The organism is Gabonibacter chumensis (assembly GCF_024741215.1).
GTDB lineage: Bacteria > Bacteroidota > Bacteroidia > Bacteroidales > Marinifilaceae > Gabonibacter > Gabonibacter massiliensis.
The window spans coordinates 398,222-414,059 of record NZ_JANSKB010000002.1; the positions used below are offsets into that span (position 1 = coordinate 398,222).

Annotated in this window: 15 protein-coding genes and 1 pseudogene; 13 read left to right on the top strand and 3 right to left on the bottom strand. The window is 43.8% G+C overall.

What is annotated here, in order from left to right; genetic code table 11:
* Window positions 1-263 precede the first annotated feature (263 nt).
* The 8 genes from nfo to NVS78_RS08410 all read left to right on the top strand — a co-directional run bounded on the left by nfo (window position 264) and on the right by NVS78_RS08410 (window position 10,764).
* The gene (gene nfo / locus NVS78_RS08375; protein WP_286358783.1) at window positions 264-1,112 is read left to right on the top strand and encodes a deoxyribonuclease IV; all 849 of its coding nucleotides are present in this window, start codon (window positions 264-266) and stop codon (window positions 1,110-1,112) included.
* Window positions 1,113-1,260: 148 nt separating this feature from the next.
* Window positions 1,261-2,484 (top strand): metallophosphoesterase family protein, encoded by a 1,224-nt coding sequence (locus tag NVS78_RS08380; RefSeq protein ID WP_286358784.1) that lies wholly within the window; start codon window positions 1,261-1,263, stop codon window positions 2,482-2,484.
* 21 nt (window positions 2,485-2,505) lie between these two features.
* Complete coding sequence (locus NVS78_RS08385; RefSeq protein WP_286358785.1) at window positions 2,506-5,577, top strand: AAA family ATPase; 3,072 nt, start codon at window positions 2,506-2,508, stop codon at window positions 5,575-5,577.
* Between the two features lie 3 nt (window positions 5,578-5,580).
* Window positions 5,581-6,072 carry a metallophosphoesterase family protein gene (locus NVS78_RS08390; protein ID WP_286358995.1) on the top strand — a complete coding sequence of 164 codons (492 nt, stop codon included), beginning with the start codon at window positions 5,581-5,583 and terminating at the stop codon, window positions 6,070-6,072.
* 99 nt (window positions 6,073-6,171) lie between these two features.
* The gene (locus tag NVS78_RS08395) at window positions 6,172-7,761 is read left to right on the top strand and encodes a S41 family peptidase (protein ID WP_286358786.1); all 1,590 of its coding nucleotides are present in this window, start codon (window positions 6,172-6,174) and stop codon (window positions 7,759-7,761) included.
* Between the two features lie 143 nt (window positions 7,762-7,904).
* Window positions 7,905-8,270, top strand: coding sequence for a DUF488 domain-containing protein (locus NVS78_RS08400; protein ID WP_286358787.1), 366 nt, complete (start codon window positions 7,905-7,907; stop codon window positions 8,268-8,270).
* 241 nt (window positions 8,271-8,511) lie between these two features.
* Entirely contained in the window at window positions 8,512-9,237 is a 726-nt protein-coding gene (locus NVS78_RS08405) for a DUF5036 family protein (RefSeq protein WP_286358788.1), read from the top strand.
* A gap of 447 nt (window positions 9,238-9,684) precedes the next feature.
* Window positions 9,685-10,764, top strand: a complete 1,080-nt coding sequence (locus NVS78_RS08410; protein ID WP_286358789.1) for a linear amide C-N hydrolase — start codon at window positions 9,685-9,687, stop codon at window positions 10,762-10,764.
* Between the two features lie 39 nt (window positions 10,765-10,803).
* Here the strand turns inward: NVS78_RS08410 and NVS78_RS14230 are convergent.
* Window positions 10,804-11,040: pseudogene (locus tag NVS78_RS14230) on the bottom strand (helicase-like domain-containing protein); the annotation flags it as partial.
* Between NVS78_RS14230 and NVS78_RS08415 the strand changes: the two are divergent.
* The 5 genes from NVS78_RS08415 (at window position 10,957) to NVS78_RS08435 (ending at window position 14,592) form a co-directional block, all read left to right on the top strand.
* A complete protein-coding gene (locus NVS78_RS08415) occupies window positions 10,957-11,157 on the top strand; it encodes a hypothetical protein (RefSeq protein WP_286358790.1) in 201 nt (66 codons plus the stop codon). The pseudogene NVS78_RS14230 and the gene NVS78_RS08415 sit on opposite strands and share 84 nt — an antisense overlap.
* Before the next feature lie 194 nt (window positions 11,158-11,351).
* The gene (locus tag NVS78_RS08420) at window positions 11,352-11,567 is read left to right on the top strand and encodes a helix-turn-helix transcriptional regulator (RefSeq protein WP_286358791.1); all 216 of its coding nucleotides are present in this window, start codon (window positions 11,352-11,354) and stop codon (window positions 11,565-11,567) included.
* Window positions 11,564-11,893, top strand: coding sequence for a HipA N-terminal domain-containing protein (locus NVS78_RS08425; protein WP_286358792.1), 330 nt, complete (start codon window positions 11,564-11,566; stop codon window positions 11,891-11,893). The genes NVS78_RS08420 and NVS78_RS08425 overlap by 4 nt, the downstream gene beginning before the upstream one ends.
* Window positions 11,893-12,834, top strand: a complete 942-nt coding sequence (locus NVS78_RS08430) for a HipA domain-containing protein (RefSeq protein WP_286358793.1) — start codon at window positions 11,893-11,895, stop codon at window positions 12,832-12,834. Before NVS78_RS08425 ends, NVS78_RS08430 begins: the two co-directional genes overlap by 1 nt.
* Window positions 12,835-13,236: 402 nt before the next feature.
* A complete protein-coding gene (locus NVS78_RS08435; protein WP_286358794.1) occupies window positions 13,237-14,592 on the top strand; it encodes an MATE family efflux transporter in 1,356 nt (451 codons plus the stop codon).
* 202 nt (window positions 14,593-14,794) lie between these two features.
* Here NVS78_RS08435 and NVS78_RS08440 read toward each other — a convergent pair whose 3' ends face one another.
* Both NVS78_RS08440 and NVS78_RS08445 read right to left on the bottom strand, forming a co-directional pair.
* Window positions 14,795-15,007: a Sec-independent protein translocase subunit TatA/TatB gene (locus tag NVS78_RS08440; RefSeq protein ID WP_286358795.1), complete on the bottom strand. Its 213-nt coding sequence runs from the start codon at window positions 15,005-15,007 to the stop codon at window positions 14,795-14,797.
* Window positions 15,008-15,013: 6 nt separating this feature from the next.
* Window positions 15,014-15,835 (bottom strand): carboxymuconolactone decarboxylase family protein, encoded by an 822-nt coding sequence (locus tag NVS78_RS08445; protein ID WP_286358796.1) that lies wholly within the window; start codon window positions 15,833-15,835, stop codon window positions 15,014-15,016.
* Between the last annotated feature and the right edge of the window lie 3 nt (window positions 15,836-15,838).

A 15,838-nucleotide genomic window follows, 5' to 3' on the forward strand; every position in this document is an offset into this window, starting at 1 on the left:
ATATTTACGACTATTTTTTGCGGCTGCAAAGATAATGATTTGAGTGTTTAATTTAAGGTTTAAGGTAGAAAAATTCGATACAAGAAAAAGATCCAACGATTTTTATCAGATTTTAATTAGCAATTTGTACCCGTCTTTTTGGTTTTCTTTTATTAATTTTTCAATTTACTCCCTATCTTTGTATACGAATTATAACTTCTTGTGATTTTTACCGTTTGAAAAAATATTACGGAACTTGTACGGAGAAATTAAAATTTAGAGTAATGAAAAAATATGTCGGAGCGCACGTAAGTGCATCGGGAGGTGTGGAAAATGCACCCTTGAATGCCCGTGAAATCGGGGCCACGGCTTTTGCCCTCTTTACGAAAAATCAGCGGCAATGGAAGGCGGCACCGCTTTCGGCTGAAAACATAGCCCTTTTTAAGGAGCGTTGCGAACAATGGGGATATATGCCTAAGCAGATATTGCCGCACGATAGCTATCTGATCAACTTAGGACACCCCGAGGCGGGTGCTTTGGAGAAATCGAGAGAGGCGTTTTTGGACGAGATGCAGCGTTGTGAGCAGTTGGGACTGGATCGGTTGAATTTTCATCCGGGAAGTTCCTTAAAAGAGATCACCGACGAGGAGTGCCTGCAACGGATTGCTGAATCCATCAATTGGGCGTTGAGCAAGACCAATGGGGTAAGTGCCGTTATCGAGAATACGGCCGGACAAGGCTCTAATTTAGGTTACCGGTTCGAGCAAATCGCTTACGTCATCGACCGGGTGGAAGATAAAAGCCGGGTGGGGGTATGCATCGATACCTGTCATGCTTTTGCCGCGGGATACGATTTGTCGACATCCTCCGGTTTTGCGGAAACTTTCGAGCATTTCGACCGGGTGATCGGTTTTAAATACCTGATGGGAATGCACTTGAACGATGCTAAAAAAGGATTGGGCTCACGGGTGGACCGCCATGAAAGTATCGGTAAAGGCGAGTTGGGGATAGAGACGTTTAAGATGATTATGCAGGATCCTCGTTTCGACGATATTCCGCTTATCTTGGAGACTCCCGACGAATCGTTATGGCCGGAAGAGATAAAGATGTTGAAAGGATTTGTAAAGGATTGATCGATTTAGGGATTAGGTGATTGGGTGATTAAAAGATTCGGTGATTGAGAGATTGTATGGTTTTGGGATCGGATCTCCTAAACGATGGATTGCAGAACTGTTTTAAAGGTGTGTACGGGTGCGAAATAACGAATAAGACAGATAAAGTATGAAGATTTTGCATACTTCGGATTGGCATTTGGGAAAACGTTTGAACGAACGGGAACGGATGGCCGAGCAGGTAGAGGTAATGGACGAGATTGTACGTATTGCCGGAGAGGAGCGAGTGGATGCCGTCGTGGTGGCCGGAGATCTTTTCGATACTTACAATCCTCCGGTGGAAGCCATCGAATTGTTATACCGTACCCTCTATCGGTTGGCAGACAGGGGGCGTCGTTTGGTGGTGGCCATTGCCGGAAATCACGATTCGCCGGACCGGATCGACTCTCCCGACGTGCTGGCTAAGGAGTGCGGTATATTTTTCGTGGGTAATCCCATGACGGAGTTAAGGACCTCCGTTATCGAAGGAGAGGTAAGCCTGATAGAAGCTGACCGGGGATACGCTGCTTTCCGTCTTCCAGGGTTCGATTATTCGTTGCGGATTATACATACTCCATACACGAATGAGCAACGACTGAAGAAGTTTTTAGGAACAGAGGATCGACCTGCCCGTTTACGGGAAGAGTTGGCCGAATACTGGCAGGAAACAGCCAAACGCTATTGTGACGATTCGGGTGTAAATCTACTGATCGCCCATCTTTTTGTAATGAGGGAAGGAGGCGAGGTCCCTGAAGAGCCTGAAGATGAACGTCCTATTCAGGTGGGAGGTGCCGATGCGGTATATTCCTCCATGATCCCGGCTGTCGTGCAATACGCGGGATTGGGCCATTTGCACCGGTATCAGATGATCGATACGGTTCCCTGTCCGGTAGTTTATAGCGGTAGCCCGTTAAGTTACAGCTTTAGCGAGGCGGAACAACAAAAATATGTTGTGTTGGTGGAGGTCGCACCCGGAAAGGCTCCATCGGTCGAAAGAAGGGTTTTAAAAAGCGGTTGTCCGCTGGTCAGGAAAAGATTTTATGGGGCCGGAGAAGCCACCCGGTGGTTGAATGAAAATCCCGATGTATGGGTCGAGTTGACCGTGGTAACGGATACTTACCTGACGGCGGCGGAGACAAGAGCCATATATGCCGCTCACGACCGGATCGTATGGTTGATTCCGGAAGTGAAGAACGAGTCGGTAACGGCAGCCCGTGCCGCTTCGATCCATGAATTGCGTTCGGACGTGAACGCATTGTTTGCCGAGTATTTTAAAAGCCGGAAGGGACAGGAGCCCAACAAGGAACTGATGACACTCTTTCGGGAGGTACTGGCTAAAAATAAAGAACGATAACGTGCTATTAATTATATTTATATGATTCCCGTAAAGCTGATATTGGAAGGAATTTATTCGTACCGGGAGCGGCAAACGATTGATTTTACCCGACTGACCGGGGCTAAACTGTTCGGTATATTCGGTCCGGTAGGAAGCGGTAAGTCGACTATATTGGAAGCGATGATATATGTCTTATACGGAACTATCGATCGTTTGAATACGGAGGTGAAATACAATCTGATGAATTTGCAGGCCGATCGACTTTTCGTGGATTTTGAGTTTGTTGCGGGAACGGAAGGGAGAAGATACCGGGCTTCCGTGGAGAGTAAACGTAACCGGAAGAATTTTACGGATGTTTCTTCTCCGAAGTTCAATTATTATTTTGAAGAGAAAGGAGAGTGGCAGCCGTTTACCCGGGAGGGATTGATCGGTATCATCGGGTTGACCGTGCAGAATTTTAAACGGGTCGTGATTATTCCGCAAGGAAAGTTTCAGGATTTCCTGATGTTGCGGGACAAGGAGCGAACGGAGATGATGATGGAACTTTTCGGAGATCTGCGTCAATACGATCTTTCAGAAAGCGTGACGACATTAGAGACCGAGACCCGGCAACAAGTGACGGATTTTCGGGGCCGGATCGTCGGATTGGGAGAGGTCGCCCCGGAAACGATACAAGAAAAACGGGAGAAACGGGAAGAGTTGAAAACGGAGGAGGAACGATTGAAAGGGGAGATACGGGAGATTTTATCCCGGGAAGAGAAGCTGAAAACGACAAAACTGCTTTTGGACGAATTGGCCGTGAAAAAAGAGACGGAGCGGCAGTTGGTTGATATGCAACCGGAAATGGAGCGGTTGCAGGCCGAACTGACGGAATATGAGTTTTGTCTTCAGCATTTTCAACAACCGGTAGGAAACTTGGAAGATCTCCAGCATCGTTCGGGACAGGTGAGCTTTGCTTTGGAAAACCTGCGGAAAATCGGGGAAGAGAAAAAAGAGATTTTACTCTCCTTTATGAAAAATTTTGAAGTTCTTCAGGAGAGATACGGGGAAAAAGAAGAGATAAGAAAACGAATGGAGCGTGTAGATGCCTTTATTCGTCGCTTGGAGGTAGAAAGAGAATGCCGTGATTTGGAAGGACGGAAAGCAAAAGGCGAAGAGATAGTCGTAAAGACCCGTCAGGAGATTGATAAACGACAGGAAGAGTTGAAACGGGAGAAGAAGGAGTTGGAAGAGTTGATACGGGTTACCCCCGATATGAGGGTTTTGTCAGATATCCGGGAGTGGTTTTCCGTTCGTCAACATTTGTTGACGGATCGGGAAAAAAGCGGGAAAGAAAAAAAGAAAATCGAAAAAGAGAAAGAGGAACTTATCGGGGAGTATATCGCGTTGCGGAAAAAGTATACGGTTATACGACATTTGGATAAGGTGGAAGGAGAAGTATGGCTAAAGGTATGCAGAGAACAGACGGAGTCGGTTGCCGAGCGGTTGAAGTTTTTGCGAAAAGAGGCGTTGCGTTTGGGAACCCGTGAATGTTTGGCGACTTTTGCCATGGAGTTGTCGGAAGGAACTCCTTGCCCTTTATGCGGTGCTTTGTCGCATCCCTATCCTTTGCGTGCGGAGGCTGTGGAGGGAGATGTTAAGGAGAATACCGATTTGATCGTGCAGTTGGAGAACGAAGAGAAAGAGCTTTCGGTTTTAATTTCCCGTTTGACCTTGCTGAATGAACGTTACCGGGTATGCCGGGAACGGGAAGATCAGCTGGAGGCTGCGATGAAAGAGACAGAAGAGGCAATGAAAAAACATTCGGATCTATTTGGCTGGAAAACCTATTCCCCGGAGTGTCCGGAGAAGGTAGAGGAGGAGATGAAACGGGCGGCGGAGTTGAAGGTCCGGCGGGAAAGGCGGGAGGACCGGATCGCTCGAATCGGCGAGCAGATTGAGCTTCAACGGGAAAACTTGGAAAAATACAGGCTCAGGTTGGATGAGATCGACCGGTTGTTGGCACAGAGAAGGGCGCAGGTGGAGTTATTGGCGGTACAGATCGAAGGACTCGATACGAAAAGATATGAATCCTACGGTTTGGAGCAGTTGAACAAGGTGTTGACGGAAGGAAACAGGGAATTGGAGAAATTGGAAAAGGATTACGCGGGAGCCGTGGAAAAACGACGGGAAATGGAGTTGGAAAATCGCAAATTGGAAGGAAATATAGAGGAAAAAGAGCGGGAATTTATCCGGTTAAGAGGGGAAGAGGAGAGTGTGAGAAAACAATTGAGCTCCCTTTTAAAGGATACGGATTATTCCGGTATAGAACCCGTGAAAGAGGTATTAAAGAAAAAGATACATATTCAAGAATCCCACGAAAAAATAAATCGGTATAATCAGCAACTTCATGCGGTAAGGTTACGGAGAATCGAATTGGAAAACTTATTGAAAGGCGTTGTCTATGATGAGGATCAGTACATGACCTTGCAAAAAGAAATTTCCGCAAAACAGTTCCGCGAACGGGAGTTGGTAGCGGAATCAGGGGCTTTAGACAATCATATTTCGGATTTGGAGAAGCGCTATGCCTCCCTGCTGGAGATCCGGAAAGAGTTAACCGTTTTGGAGGAGCGTCTTCAGAATCTCCAACTGTTGAAAGGACTTTTCCGGGGAAACGATTTTGTCAAATTTGTCTCTTCCATTTATTTGCAGAACTTATGTAATGCGGCGAACGAGCGTTTTTTTCGGATGACCCGTCAACGATTGAAATTGGAGTTGAGTGAAGATAACGATTTCCTGGTGCGTGATTTAATGAACGAGGGGAGGACCCGGAGCGCGAGAACTCTTTCCGGCGGGCAAATCTTTCAGGCTTCCCTCTCTTTAGCTTTGGCTTTGACGGATAACATCCGGCATCTGTCGGGGATCAAGCAGAACTTTTTCTTTTTAGACGAGGGGTTCGGTTCCCTCGACAAAGAGTCGCTGTCTATCGTCTTCGACACCCTGAAAGCCTTACGGGATGAAAACCGGATCGTGGGCCTGATATCTCACGTGGAGGAGATGCAGCAGGAGGTTCCGGCCTGTATACAGGTGGAAAACACGAGTGAAAGAGGAACTATTGTAACACAAAAATAAATGATTATGAAAATCGGTTTGTTATCGGATACGCACGGGTGGTTAGACCCTAAGATCGTGGAATTCTTTAAAGATTGCGACGAAGTTTGGCATTGCGGGGATATCGGGGATGCAGCCGTTACGGATGCGCTCTCCGAGCGTTTTACCTTACGGGCCGTTTACGGTAATATCGACGGTGGGATATTGCGCCGAATGTTTCCCGAAAGACAATTGTTCGATTGTGAAGGAGTGAAGGTGTTGATGACCCATATCGGCGGTTATCCGGGACATTATGAACAAAAGGTAGCCGGAATTATGTACCAGGAACATCCTAAACTGTTCGTGTGCGGGCATTCGCACATTGCGAAGGTAAAATATGATAAAAATTTGGATTGTTTGCATATTAATCCGGGAGCGGCTGGAAAATTCGGTTTTCATACGGTGCGTACGGCTGTTCGTTTTGTTATTGCAGCCGGAAATATATCCGATCTGGAGTTGATCGAATTGGAGAAATAGAATGATTTAAGACTATATTAATAGAATTAATAGTTTCTCTTCGTTACATTTGCATAATCTTTACGTAGAAGGATGAAAGAGAAATTAAAATAATACAATATGAGAAGAAGTTTATTATCGGCGGTTTTGATTGTGATCGCCTGTTTTAGCTGGGGAAGGGCAGACGCACAACGGGACGAAAGGGCCGTTCGCGAGCAATCCATCAAGTACCAGCGACTGATGCAAATGATTGATGCGGTATACGTGGATACCGTTAACCTGGGCAAATTGACGGAAGATGCTATCATAAAGGTATTGGCGGATCTGGATCCTCATTCCGTCTACATCTCCCGCGAGGAGGTGGAAGAGGCCAATGAACCTCTGGAGGGCGGTTTTTTCGGTATCGGTATACAGTTCAATATCTTGCGCGATACTTTGATGGTAGTGGACGTTGTACCCGGTGGACCTGCCGAAAAGGTGGGCATGATGGCCGGGGATCGTATTGTTGCGATCGATGGACAAAACGTGGCCGGGGTAGGATTGACCAACACGGAGGTTCGGAAGAGACTGAAGGGAGAGAAGGGGACCCGTGTGAATGTCGGCGTCTTGCGAGGTAACGAACGTTTTGATTTTAATATTATCCGGGATAAAATTCCGATTCATAGTGTGGATGCGGCTTATATGATTGACAAAAACATCGGCTATATAAAGATCGCCCGTTTTGCGGCTACCACGGTTGAAGAGTTCGAGGAAGCCGTGAAAAAGTTGCAGGCTCAGGGAATGAAAGACCTGATCATCGATTTGCAGGGAAACGGCGGGGGATACATGGGGGCGGCCATAGGTATTGCCGATCACCTGCTGGACGGACGTAAACTGATCGTTTATACCGACGGGCAAGCCACGGGACGTATGGATGAGTATTCTACGCCTGCCGGGTTATTCCAAAACGGAAGAGTGGCTGTTTTACTGGATGGGAATTCGGCTTCTGCCAGCGAAATCGTTTCGGGAGCCGTTCAGGATTGGGATCGCGGTTTGATCGTGGGGCGTCGTTCTTTCGGGAAGGGGTTGGTACAACGCCAATTTCCTCTGACAGACGGTTCTATGGTACGTTTGACCGTGTCTCATTACTATACCCCTTCCGGCCGCTGCATCCAAAAACCGTATAAAGGAAAAGATTACCGGGCCGAGTTGTACGAACGTTACAATAGCGGTGAGTTGGTCAACGCGGACAGTATTCAGGTGACCGATTCTACTAAGTATTACACGAAAGAGAGACATCGTTTGGTATACGGTGGCGGTGGAATCATTCCCGATCTATTCGTCCCGATCGATACGGGAATCAATTACTCCTATTTCAACCACTTGATTGCCAAAAATGTGATTAACGATTTTATTTTGAACTACGTGGATAAAAACCGGGCGAGCTTGAAAAAACAGTATCCTCGGTTTGGAGATTTCCGGAAAAACTTCCGCGTGACCGAGGCGATGATCAACGAGATCGTTGCCAACGGAGAGAAACAGGGAGTAAAGAAAGACCAGAAATTACTCACCCCCGTTATTCCGGAGATGAAGCAATTTATTAAGGCTTTGATCGCCCGTGATCTCTGGGACATGAATGAGCTCTACATGATCACCAACGAGGATAATAAGGCACTGAATGCGGCTGTTAAAGCTTTGCACGACGGTACGTACGATAAATTGATGAAATAATTTCGATCGGCGAAACGAAAGTCCGTGATACCCTTAGGCTGTCACGGACTTTTTTTATAGACCGGAACTCGTTAAAAACGTAACTTTTGGCCGGATAAACCGGTATGAATGGATATACGGGAAGCTGATAAAACTGAAAAGAGATGACGAAAATACAATTGAAAAGAGTATATGACGATCCGGAAAAAACAGACGGAGTACGGGTTTTTGTGGATCGTTTATGGCCGAGAGGTATGAAAAAAGGAGACTTTCATTACGATATTTGGGCCAAAGAGATCACCCCGTCGCCCGATCTTCGCAGATGGTTTCATGTCGATCCTGAAAACCGATGGAACGATTTTGCCTCTACTTACGAGAAGGAACTGGAACATTCCGATGCGGCCCGCCAATTTGTCGAGGCTATCAAATCCTATTCCGTCGTCACTCTTTTGTATGCTTCTCGGAACAAAGAACACAATCACGCCGAAGTCCTGAAATCTTTCCTCGAAAAGGAGCAGTCAAAATCATAAATTTCACCATCTGTTTAATTTTAAATTGTAAAGTTTAAATTAGGTGAATTCTGAGATTAGGCGATTTTACAATTCAAACCCTAAATCTCTTAATCTCAGTATTCTCAATCTTTACGTTTATGGAATCTTTATTTTTGTTGTTAAATATCGAAGAGATTGGAACGAATGTCTAATATTTCTCTATTTTTGAGGCTGGAAACGAAGTAAAGTTGTCGTGTGTCAAATTAAAGTCAATTGAAAAATGGAGAAAAGAAATTTATGGGGAATGCTTTTGTTGTTCCTGAGTGTGTGTAGTTTTGTGAGTTGTAGTGATGATGATAAAACGATTGTTGAGCCGGAGGGTACGATTACGTTGAATATGCTCAATGAAGATAACGGAAAGGTTATGCTCGGTCAATCCGGTGTCTATTTAAATAAATCGAATAACCTCACGGGAAGAGGGGTTTGGATATCCGATTTAGGTAGGATGCCCAATTTAGGCCATGCAAGCGATATAAAAGTATTGGCTACTGCCACGGAAATAGCGGCCACGGTTAGTCATGGCTACTTGATCTATTCTCAGGATATGATAATGGAATTCCCTTCGGGAAATAAAGCCTTCAGGGTAAAAGATACCTATTATAAAATGTACATCGAATCGGCTATGGAAGATAACACGGGAATAAAAGTGAAATACCTTCCCGTAACTTTATCCAATGGTGTTTTGCCAGAACCCGGAACGGATATCGGTTCTTTCGTTTATAATTACCGGTTGCAAATCGACATTACCCGCTTAAAGGATATCGAGTATATCATCCCGGATAATGAAGAGTATTTCGATTGTAGCGTTTATGAAGAAGAGGAACAAGGAAAGATCGTGAAATATCTGATTATAAATCAGATAAAAAATTATAGTTATCATAGAACCGTGTATTTGTACCTGCGAACGGGCAATACATTTACTTATTTGACTTTCATGGCCCAGTAAGTAATACAATAAATTAAGAAGAAACCCCGGTAATTCGATGCCGGGGCTTTTTAATTATACGCCGATCGATGCATGACTGACTTCAAAATAAATTTCTACCCTTATATTTCTCCAGAAATAAAACACACAATTGTTTAAAATCTTTCTTGGGTAAATAATGGGCTAAAATAATGACGGTATGTTTGTTAAATATTTATACGGAAAGGTAGCCGTGCTGATAATGCCGATTACCTTTTAATTTGCGCGAAACATTGCTTTTTTATTGTATGTCTAACCCGGTTCCGGGATATCGCTGTTTTTTAGACCAAAGTATTGCTTTACAACTTAATATTTCCTGACTTGGTGAAAAATGAGCGGGTCATAATTTAACGACGCTAATATTCATTGTATCTTAAAACATTTTTATCTTTCAAACGTTTTATTGTAGAAATATAAAAACAATAAACTATGAACTTAAAACAATCGTTAATCTTGCTGGCTACAGCCGGTTTGCAATCACAAGTACCGGCGAATGCTTGTACCGGTATTACATTAAAGAGTCGTGATGGTGCAGTTGTTGCCGCACGTACTGTTGAATGGGCGGAAAGTGTGATGAATACGATGTATGTGGTTGTTCCGCGCCATCAGGAACTTCAGTCGTTGACCCCGTCAGGTATGGATGGAATGAAGTTCACGACCAAATACGGATTCATCGGTTTGTCCGTGGAACAAAAGGAATTTATGGTGGAAGGTGTCAATGAGAAAGGCCTGTCCGCCGGACTGTTCTATTTTCCCAATTACGGGAAATATCCTCCTTACGATTCCTCCCAAAAGGAGAAAAGCCTGGCGGATTTCCAACTGGTATCTTACGTGTTAGGTGAATGCTCGACCGTGAATGAAGTGAAGGAAAAGCTTCAAAACATACGGGTTACCAACATCGATCCTCGTTCCTCCACCGTTCATTGGCGTTTCACTGAACCTTCGGGACGGCAGGTCGTGCTTGAAATCGTAAACGAGGTCATGCACTTTTACGACAACCCGTTGGGGGTATTGACCAATTCTCCCGGCCTGGAATGGCATTGGATAAATTTGAATAATTATATTAATTTGCAACCCGGTACACTGCCGGAACATAACTATGGCCCGTTGCAGATGAAATCCTTCGGACATGGCTCCGGGTTGCTTGGGCTTCCGGGAGATTTCACCTCTCCGTCCCGGTTTGTTCGTGCCACTTTCTTTCAACTGACAGCCCCGCAACAGCCGTCTGCACAAGAAAGTGTTTTTCAGGCATTTCATATCCTGAATAATTTCGATATTCCAACAGGTACCGAGCAACCATGGGGAAAAGCTTCTGCCGATGTTCCAAGCGCTACCCAATTTACCGTGGCCACGGATACACAAAATAGTATCATTTACTACCGGACCATGTATAATGGCAACATTCGTTGTATTGACCTGAAAACTGTTGATTTCGAGAAGGTGAGATATTACAGTATGCCTTTGGATGGTGTAAAGAAACAACCGGTGGAATTGGTTCATATAAAATGAGAGGATTTCATTCAAATTATTTTGATTGAAACCGGGTATCCGCTCCAGCTCTTTCGGACGCGGGTACTTGAACAATAGGTACAGCTCCGTCAGTGAATTGCTGATGGTCGTGCCGGAGAGGAACGTAGCCCCCAAGTCCCTGCCCGTGCGCTCTTGTATGGTGCGTATGGCAAAGAGCATATTGAGAGTCTTTTGGCTTCCTTCCGAGTTGCCCAATCCCGCCATACGGTCGTGGCGCATGTTGAAGGTCAGATTTTTGAATTGGTGGCTCAAATCCGAAATTCCGGATTTAAAGGCATCGCACAGATAGAATATTCCAAGCACCGTAACTTTTACAACTTCATTGTAAACATACTGGGAGTATGGCTGTATATTGTTGTTTTTCAAAATTGAACTAAAGTAGAATTGAAATAACATTTTTCGCATTCGATTGGCAAGTTCCTTTTTCTATTAATTAGACTATGGTGAAATTGAGATCATTTATTTTATACCCTTTGGGGTGTAAAGATGTTTTGTATTAATAATTTTATACCTCATAAGGTATAATATGAATGTAATTGCTATATTTGTACCTAAACGGGTATAATATGAAAAACCAAACTATAGCGGGATATGTAAAACAAATGCGTAAAGAGACAGGGCTTACGCAAGTGGATCTATCGGAAAAGGCAGGTGTCGGTCTGCGCTTTGTTCGTGAGTTGGAACAAGGAAAAGAAACGCTTCGATTGGATAAAGTAAATCAGGTTCTTGTTTTATTCGGAAGTGAAGTAGGTGTTGTACCGGCCAAAAGAGATAAGTTATGAAAAAAGCTGAAATCTATGTTGGCAATCAATTAGCCGGGATTTTGATTGAAGATGAGAATGGGTTCACATTCACTTATATGGATGAATATGTCTCGGAAGATGATTCACAACCTGTTAGTTTAACTCTTCCTGTTGTCTCGAAACCTTATAGGAGTTCCGTACTATTTCCATTTTTTGACGGATTGATTCCTGAAGGTTGGTTATTAGCTATCGCAGAACAGAGTTGGAAAATTAATAGCCGTGACCGCATGGCACTTCTTTTGGCTTGTTGTAAGGATTGTATTGGAAATGTGAGTGTTGTCGCTAAAAGAGAGGAGGGTAATTAATGAAGAGATGTTTATACTGTTATCGGGAGTTGGATAACCAAATGATGGATTATCATTCTCAATGTTCTAAAAAAATATATGGTTCGAAAGAACCTCCGATTCTTCCTTATAACAAGAAAGATTTAGTGAAACTTGCTGAAAAGGTCGTGAGAAGTCAAACTTCACTTACGGGAGTACAGCCTAAACTCTCTTTAAATATTGAGAAAGCAGAAGGAGTTTCTAAAAGGTTTACTATCGTCGGCTTATGGGGATGCTATATTTTGAAGCCTCAGAGTCGATATTATAAACAATTGCCAGAGTTAGAGGATTTAACAATGCATTTAGCCGAAATTGCTAAAATAAGAGTCGTTCCTCATTCTTTGATCCGTTTTGAGGATGGGGAATTATGTTATATTACAAAACGTATTGACCGGAATGCAAGAGGGCAGAAGTATGCGATGGAAGATATGTGTCAGCTAACGGGAAAGCTTACTGAATATAAATATAAGGGTTCGTATGAGCAGATAGCTAAATGTATTTTCAAGTATTCCGCTACGCCTAAATTAGATGTGATTAACTTTTGGGAGGAAGTGCTTTTTGCGTGGATAACGGGAAATTCGGATATGCATTTGAAAAACTTTTCTTTATATAGCACAAAACCTTATAATTACGTGCTGACACCAGCTTATGATCTATTGCCTACTAAGTTGGTGCTTCCTTTGGATTCCGAAGAATTAGCCTTAACTCTCAATGGAAAAAAGAGAAAAATAGGTAAATCTGATTTTGTAATGGCTATGAAATTAACAGGATTGGAAAATAAAATCATTGGGAATATTTTTAAGAAGTTTGAAAAGGTTCTATCCAAATGGCTCGAATTTATTGATATTTCTTTTTTGGAAGAAAAAACGAAAGAAGAATTTAAAGAGCTCATTAAAAATAATTTTGAGTCAATGAAGGAATAAATATATAGATAATTGGATAGAGGCTTAAATAATTGAATATAGAGGCTAAAAATCTTATGGAGGATAAAGATAGTTTAATCGTCTTTAAAAGCCGGGATGAAAAATGGCTCAAAAAATGATCGGCCGACGAAGTATAACTGTTTGATTCTTTGTCGGTTTTAATTAATTTTATAACGGCTATTAATTGAACTATGGTAGAATTGAAATGCCTTAGCGGCGGTTTTAACGATATTAAGGGCAACGTTATGAATTGAACAAGGGATCGGAGAATTCGACGATTAGGTGATTGGTGATAGAAAAATAAGACTGATTTATTGAGGAAGGAGGAAAGCGTAGGGGGAGGGAGACGCTTTTTCGTTTATTTATATACCTTTGCGCCGGTAAAAACAAGGCCTGATTTTAATGACGAAATCCATTGATTTGACGGTAGGACCTATCAGCCGGACGATGCTTTTGTTTGCGGTTCCCATGATAGTAGGAAATCTGTTACAGCAGTTTTATAATGTGGCTGACACGTTGATTGTTGGGCAATACTTGGGTGCGGATGCGTTAGCTGCAGTCGGTTCGGCTTATACGCTGATGATTTTTCTTACTTCAGTGCTTCTCGGTTTATGCATGGGGAGTGGGGCTATTTTCTCTCTCCGTTACGGAGCAAAAGACGGTGTAGCCTTAAGACGGAGTATTTATGTTTCATTAGTATTGATCAGTTTGGTAACGGTTGTACTTAATATAGCTGTTTTTACATGGATCGATCGGATTATCGGTATACTGCAAGTGCCCGAAGAGTTGTATGACCTAATGTATGATTATTTATGGGTTATCTTTTGGGGAATAGGTTTCACGTTTGTTTATAATTTCTATGCATCGCTATTACGTGCGATCGGGAATTCCATCGTTCCTTTATGGTTTTTAGCCATAGCGGTTGTATTAAATATTGTCTTCGATCTCTTGTTTATCCTCGTTTTTGACTGGGGAGTTATGGGAGCCGGTGTCGCCACGGTTATTTCTCAGGCTGTATCGGCTATCGGATTGTGTATTTATGCTGTTCAACGATTTCCGGAACTTAGAATACGACGTACGGATATGCATTTTGATTGGCTTACGATAAGAGAGATCACTTCTTATTCTATGTTGACGTGCGCTCAACAATCCGTTATGAATTTTGGTATATTGATGGTACAGGGATTAATAAACAGCTTCGGTACTGCTGTAATGGCAGCTTTTGCTGCTGCGGTTAAGATCGATTCGTTTGCTTATATGCCAGTACAGGATTTTGGTAACGCTTTCTCAACTTTTATTGCTCAAAATTTCGGAGCTAAACAGACAGACCGTATTCGTCGTGGGATTCGTAGTGCTATTATGACTACTACCGTTTTTTGTGTTATTATTTCCGTTCTCGTGTTTTTGTTTGCTCGCCCGTTGATGCTGATTTTTGTACGACCTCATGAAACGGAAATCATCTCTATCGGAGTGCAGTATCTTCGTGTAGAGGGGGTATTTTATTGCGGGATAGGTTGTCTTTTCCTGTTGTACGGTTTTTACCGTGCAGTCCGAAAACCGGCGATGTCCGTGGTATTGACGGTCATTTCTCTGGGAACTCGTGTTATTTTGGCTTACGTTTTGGCAAATATTCCGTCTATTGGTGTCGTGGGAATCTGGTGGGCTATTCCTATCGGCTGGTTCTTGGCTGATATAATCGGATTGGGCTATTATCGTAAAACTAAAAACGAGTATCAATTGAAAAACGAGATTAATTGATGAATAAAATTCCCGTATTAGATTGGTATTTGATTTTAACTCATCGGGCTAGCCCCGGAGGTATTGATATGCTGAAAATAGTTGATTTCTAAAACTGTAGTGGAAACACGTGTATTGAATCAGGTTGTGAAACGTAATATAGGAAACAAGGGGGACGGTTCTCAAAGATTGTTTTTAACCCCCAAGAACCATCCCTGGTTAACTATTCCGGCTTCTCAACTCGTTCCGATACGGTTTCCGGTTGTTCGATCTTGTTCTCGATATTATTCATTTCCTCCTTGAGAGAGCGTACACCTTTCCCGATACCTTTCATTAGTTCGGGAATCTTTTTACCGCCGAAAAACAACAATACGACCAAAGCGATAACCAATATCTCTTGCATACCGAGACCGCCGATAATTAATAATTTTATCATGTGTCCTTATTTTAATTTGTCATACTCTTCGTCCGTCACCGGTTCGAGCCACTCGTTGGAGGTATTTTCTCCGGGTATCTCGAAGGCGAGGTGTGCGAACCAGCTGTCGGCTGCCGCACCGTGCCAATGCTTTACGCCGGCGGGAATATGAATGACCGTGCCGGGCAGGATCTTTTGTGCGGGCTTGCCCTCTTCCTGATACCAGCCGCATCCGGCCACGCCGACGAGCATCTGACCGCCGCCTTTCGTTGCCCGGTGGATGTGCCAGTTGTTACGGCAACGCGGTTCGAATGTCACGTTAGCGAACGGAATCTGCGCATTCGATACACGGGCGAGGTAGCTGTTGCCAACGAAATATTCGGCATATGCCGTGTTCGGTTCGCCGATAGGGAAAATCATCTCCTGCTGGAAACGTTCTTTCTCCGTTACCGCATCCTCGTCCGCCCAAACCTCCTTCGCCACGCGGAACCCTGCCCACGCGTTGGGCCAGCCGGCATAAAAGGCTGCTTGCGTCAGCAACGCGGCAATCTCACGGCGGGTGATGCCATGTTTTTTGCCCATCTCCAGATGCGAACGGAAAGAGGAATCGATCACTCCTTTGCCGAGGAGGATAGAGATGGTAATCATGCTGCGGTCGTGAAGACTGAGCGTAGAATCGTTCCAGACGGCTTCGCCGAAAAGAACATCGTCATTGAGTGCCGCAAATTTTGGGGCGAACTCACCGAGAACGGTGCGTCCGGCAGTTTGGGTTATTTTATTCTGAGCCATAAGTGTAATGTTGTTAAATGTCGTAAGCATTGCAATGAATATAAAAATTATCTTTTTCATAAA

Excerpts from the sequence above, each read along its gene's own strand:
- nfo (WP_286358783.1), top strand. The coding sequence starts at position 264 with ATGAAAAAATATGTCGGAGCGCACGTAAGTGCATCGGGAGGTGTGGAA.
- NVS78_RS08380 (WP_286358784.1), top strand. The coding sequence starts at position 1,261 with ATGAAGATTTTGCATACTTCGGATTGGCATTTGGGAAAACGTTTGAAC.
- NVS78_RS08385 (WP_286358785.1), top strand. The coding sequence starts at position 2,506 with ATGATTCCCGTAAAGCTGATATTGGAAGGAATTTATTCGTACCGGGAG.
- NVS78_RS08395 (WP_286358786.1), top strand. The coding sequence starts at position 6,172 with ATGAGAAGAAGTTTATTATCGGCGGTTTTGATTGTGATCGCCTGTTTT.
- NVS78_RS08400 (WP_286358787.1), top strand. The coding sequence starts at position 7,905 with ATGACGAAAATACAATTGAAAAGAGTATATGACGATCCGGAAAAAACA.
- NVS78_RS08405 (WP_286358788.1), top strand. The coding sequence starts at position 8,512 with ATGGAGAAAAGAAATTTATGGGGAATGCTTTTGTTGTTCCTGAGTGTG.
- NVS78_RS08410 (WP_286358789.1), top strand. The coding sequence starts at position 9,685 with ATGAACTTAAAACAATCGTTAATCTTGCTGGCTACAGCCGGTTTGCAA.
- NVS78_RS08420 (WP_286358791.1), top strand. The coding sequence starts at position 11,352 with ATGAAAAACCAAACTATAGCGGGATATGTAAAACAAATGCGTAAAGAG.
- NVS78_RS08425 (WP_286358792.1), top strand. The coding sequence starts at position 11,564 with ATGAAAAAAGCTGAAATCTATGTTGGCAATCAATTAGCCGGGATTTTG.
- NVS78_RS08430 (WP_286358793.1), top strand. The coding sequence starts at position 11,893 with ATGAAGAGATGTTTATACTGTTATCGGGAGTTGGATAACCAAATGATG.
- NVS78_RS08435 (WP_286358794.1), top strand. The coding sequence starts at position 13,237 with ATGACGAAATCCATTGATTTGACGGTAGGACCTATCAGCCGGACGATG.
- NVS78_RS08440 (WP_286358795.1), bottom strand. The coding sequence starts at position 15,007 with ATGATAAAATTATTAATTATCGGCGGTCTCGGTATGCAAGAGATATTG.
- NVS78_RS08445 (WP_286358796.1), bottom strand. The coding sequence starts at position 15,835 with ATGAAAAAGATAATTTTTATATTCATTGCAATGCTTACGACATTTAAC.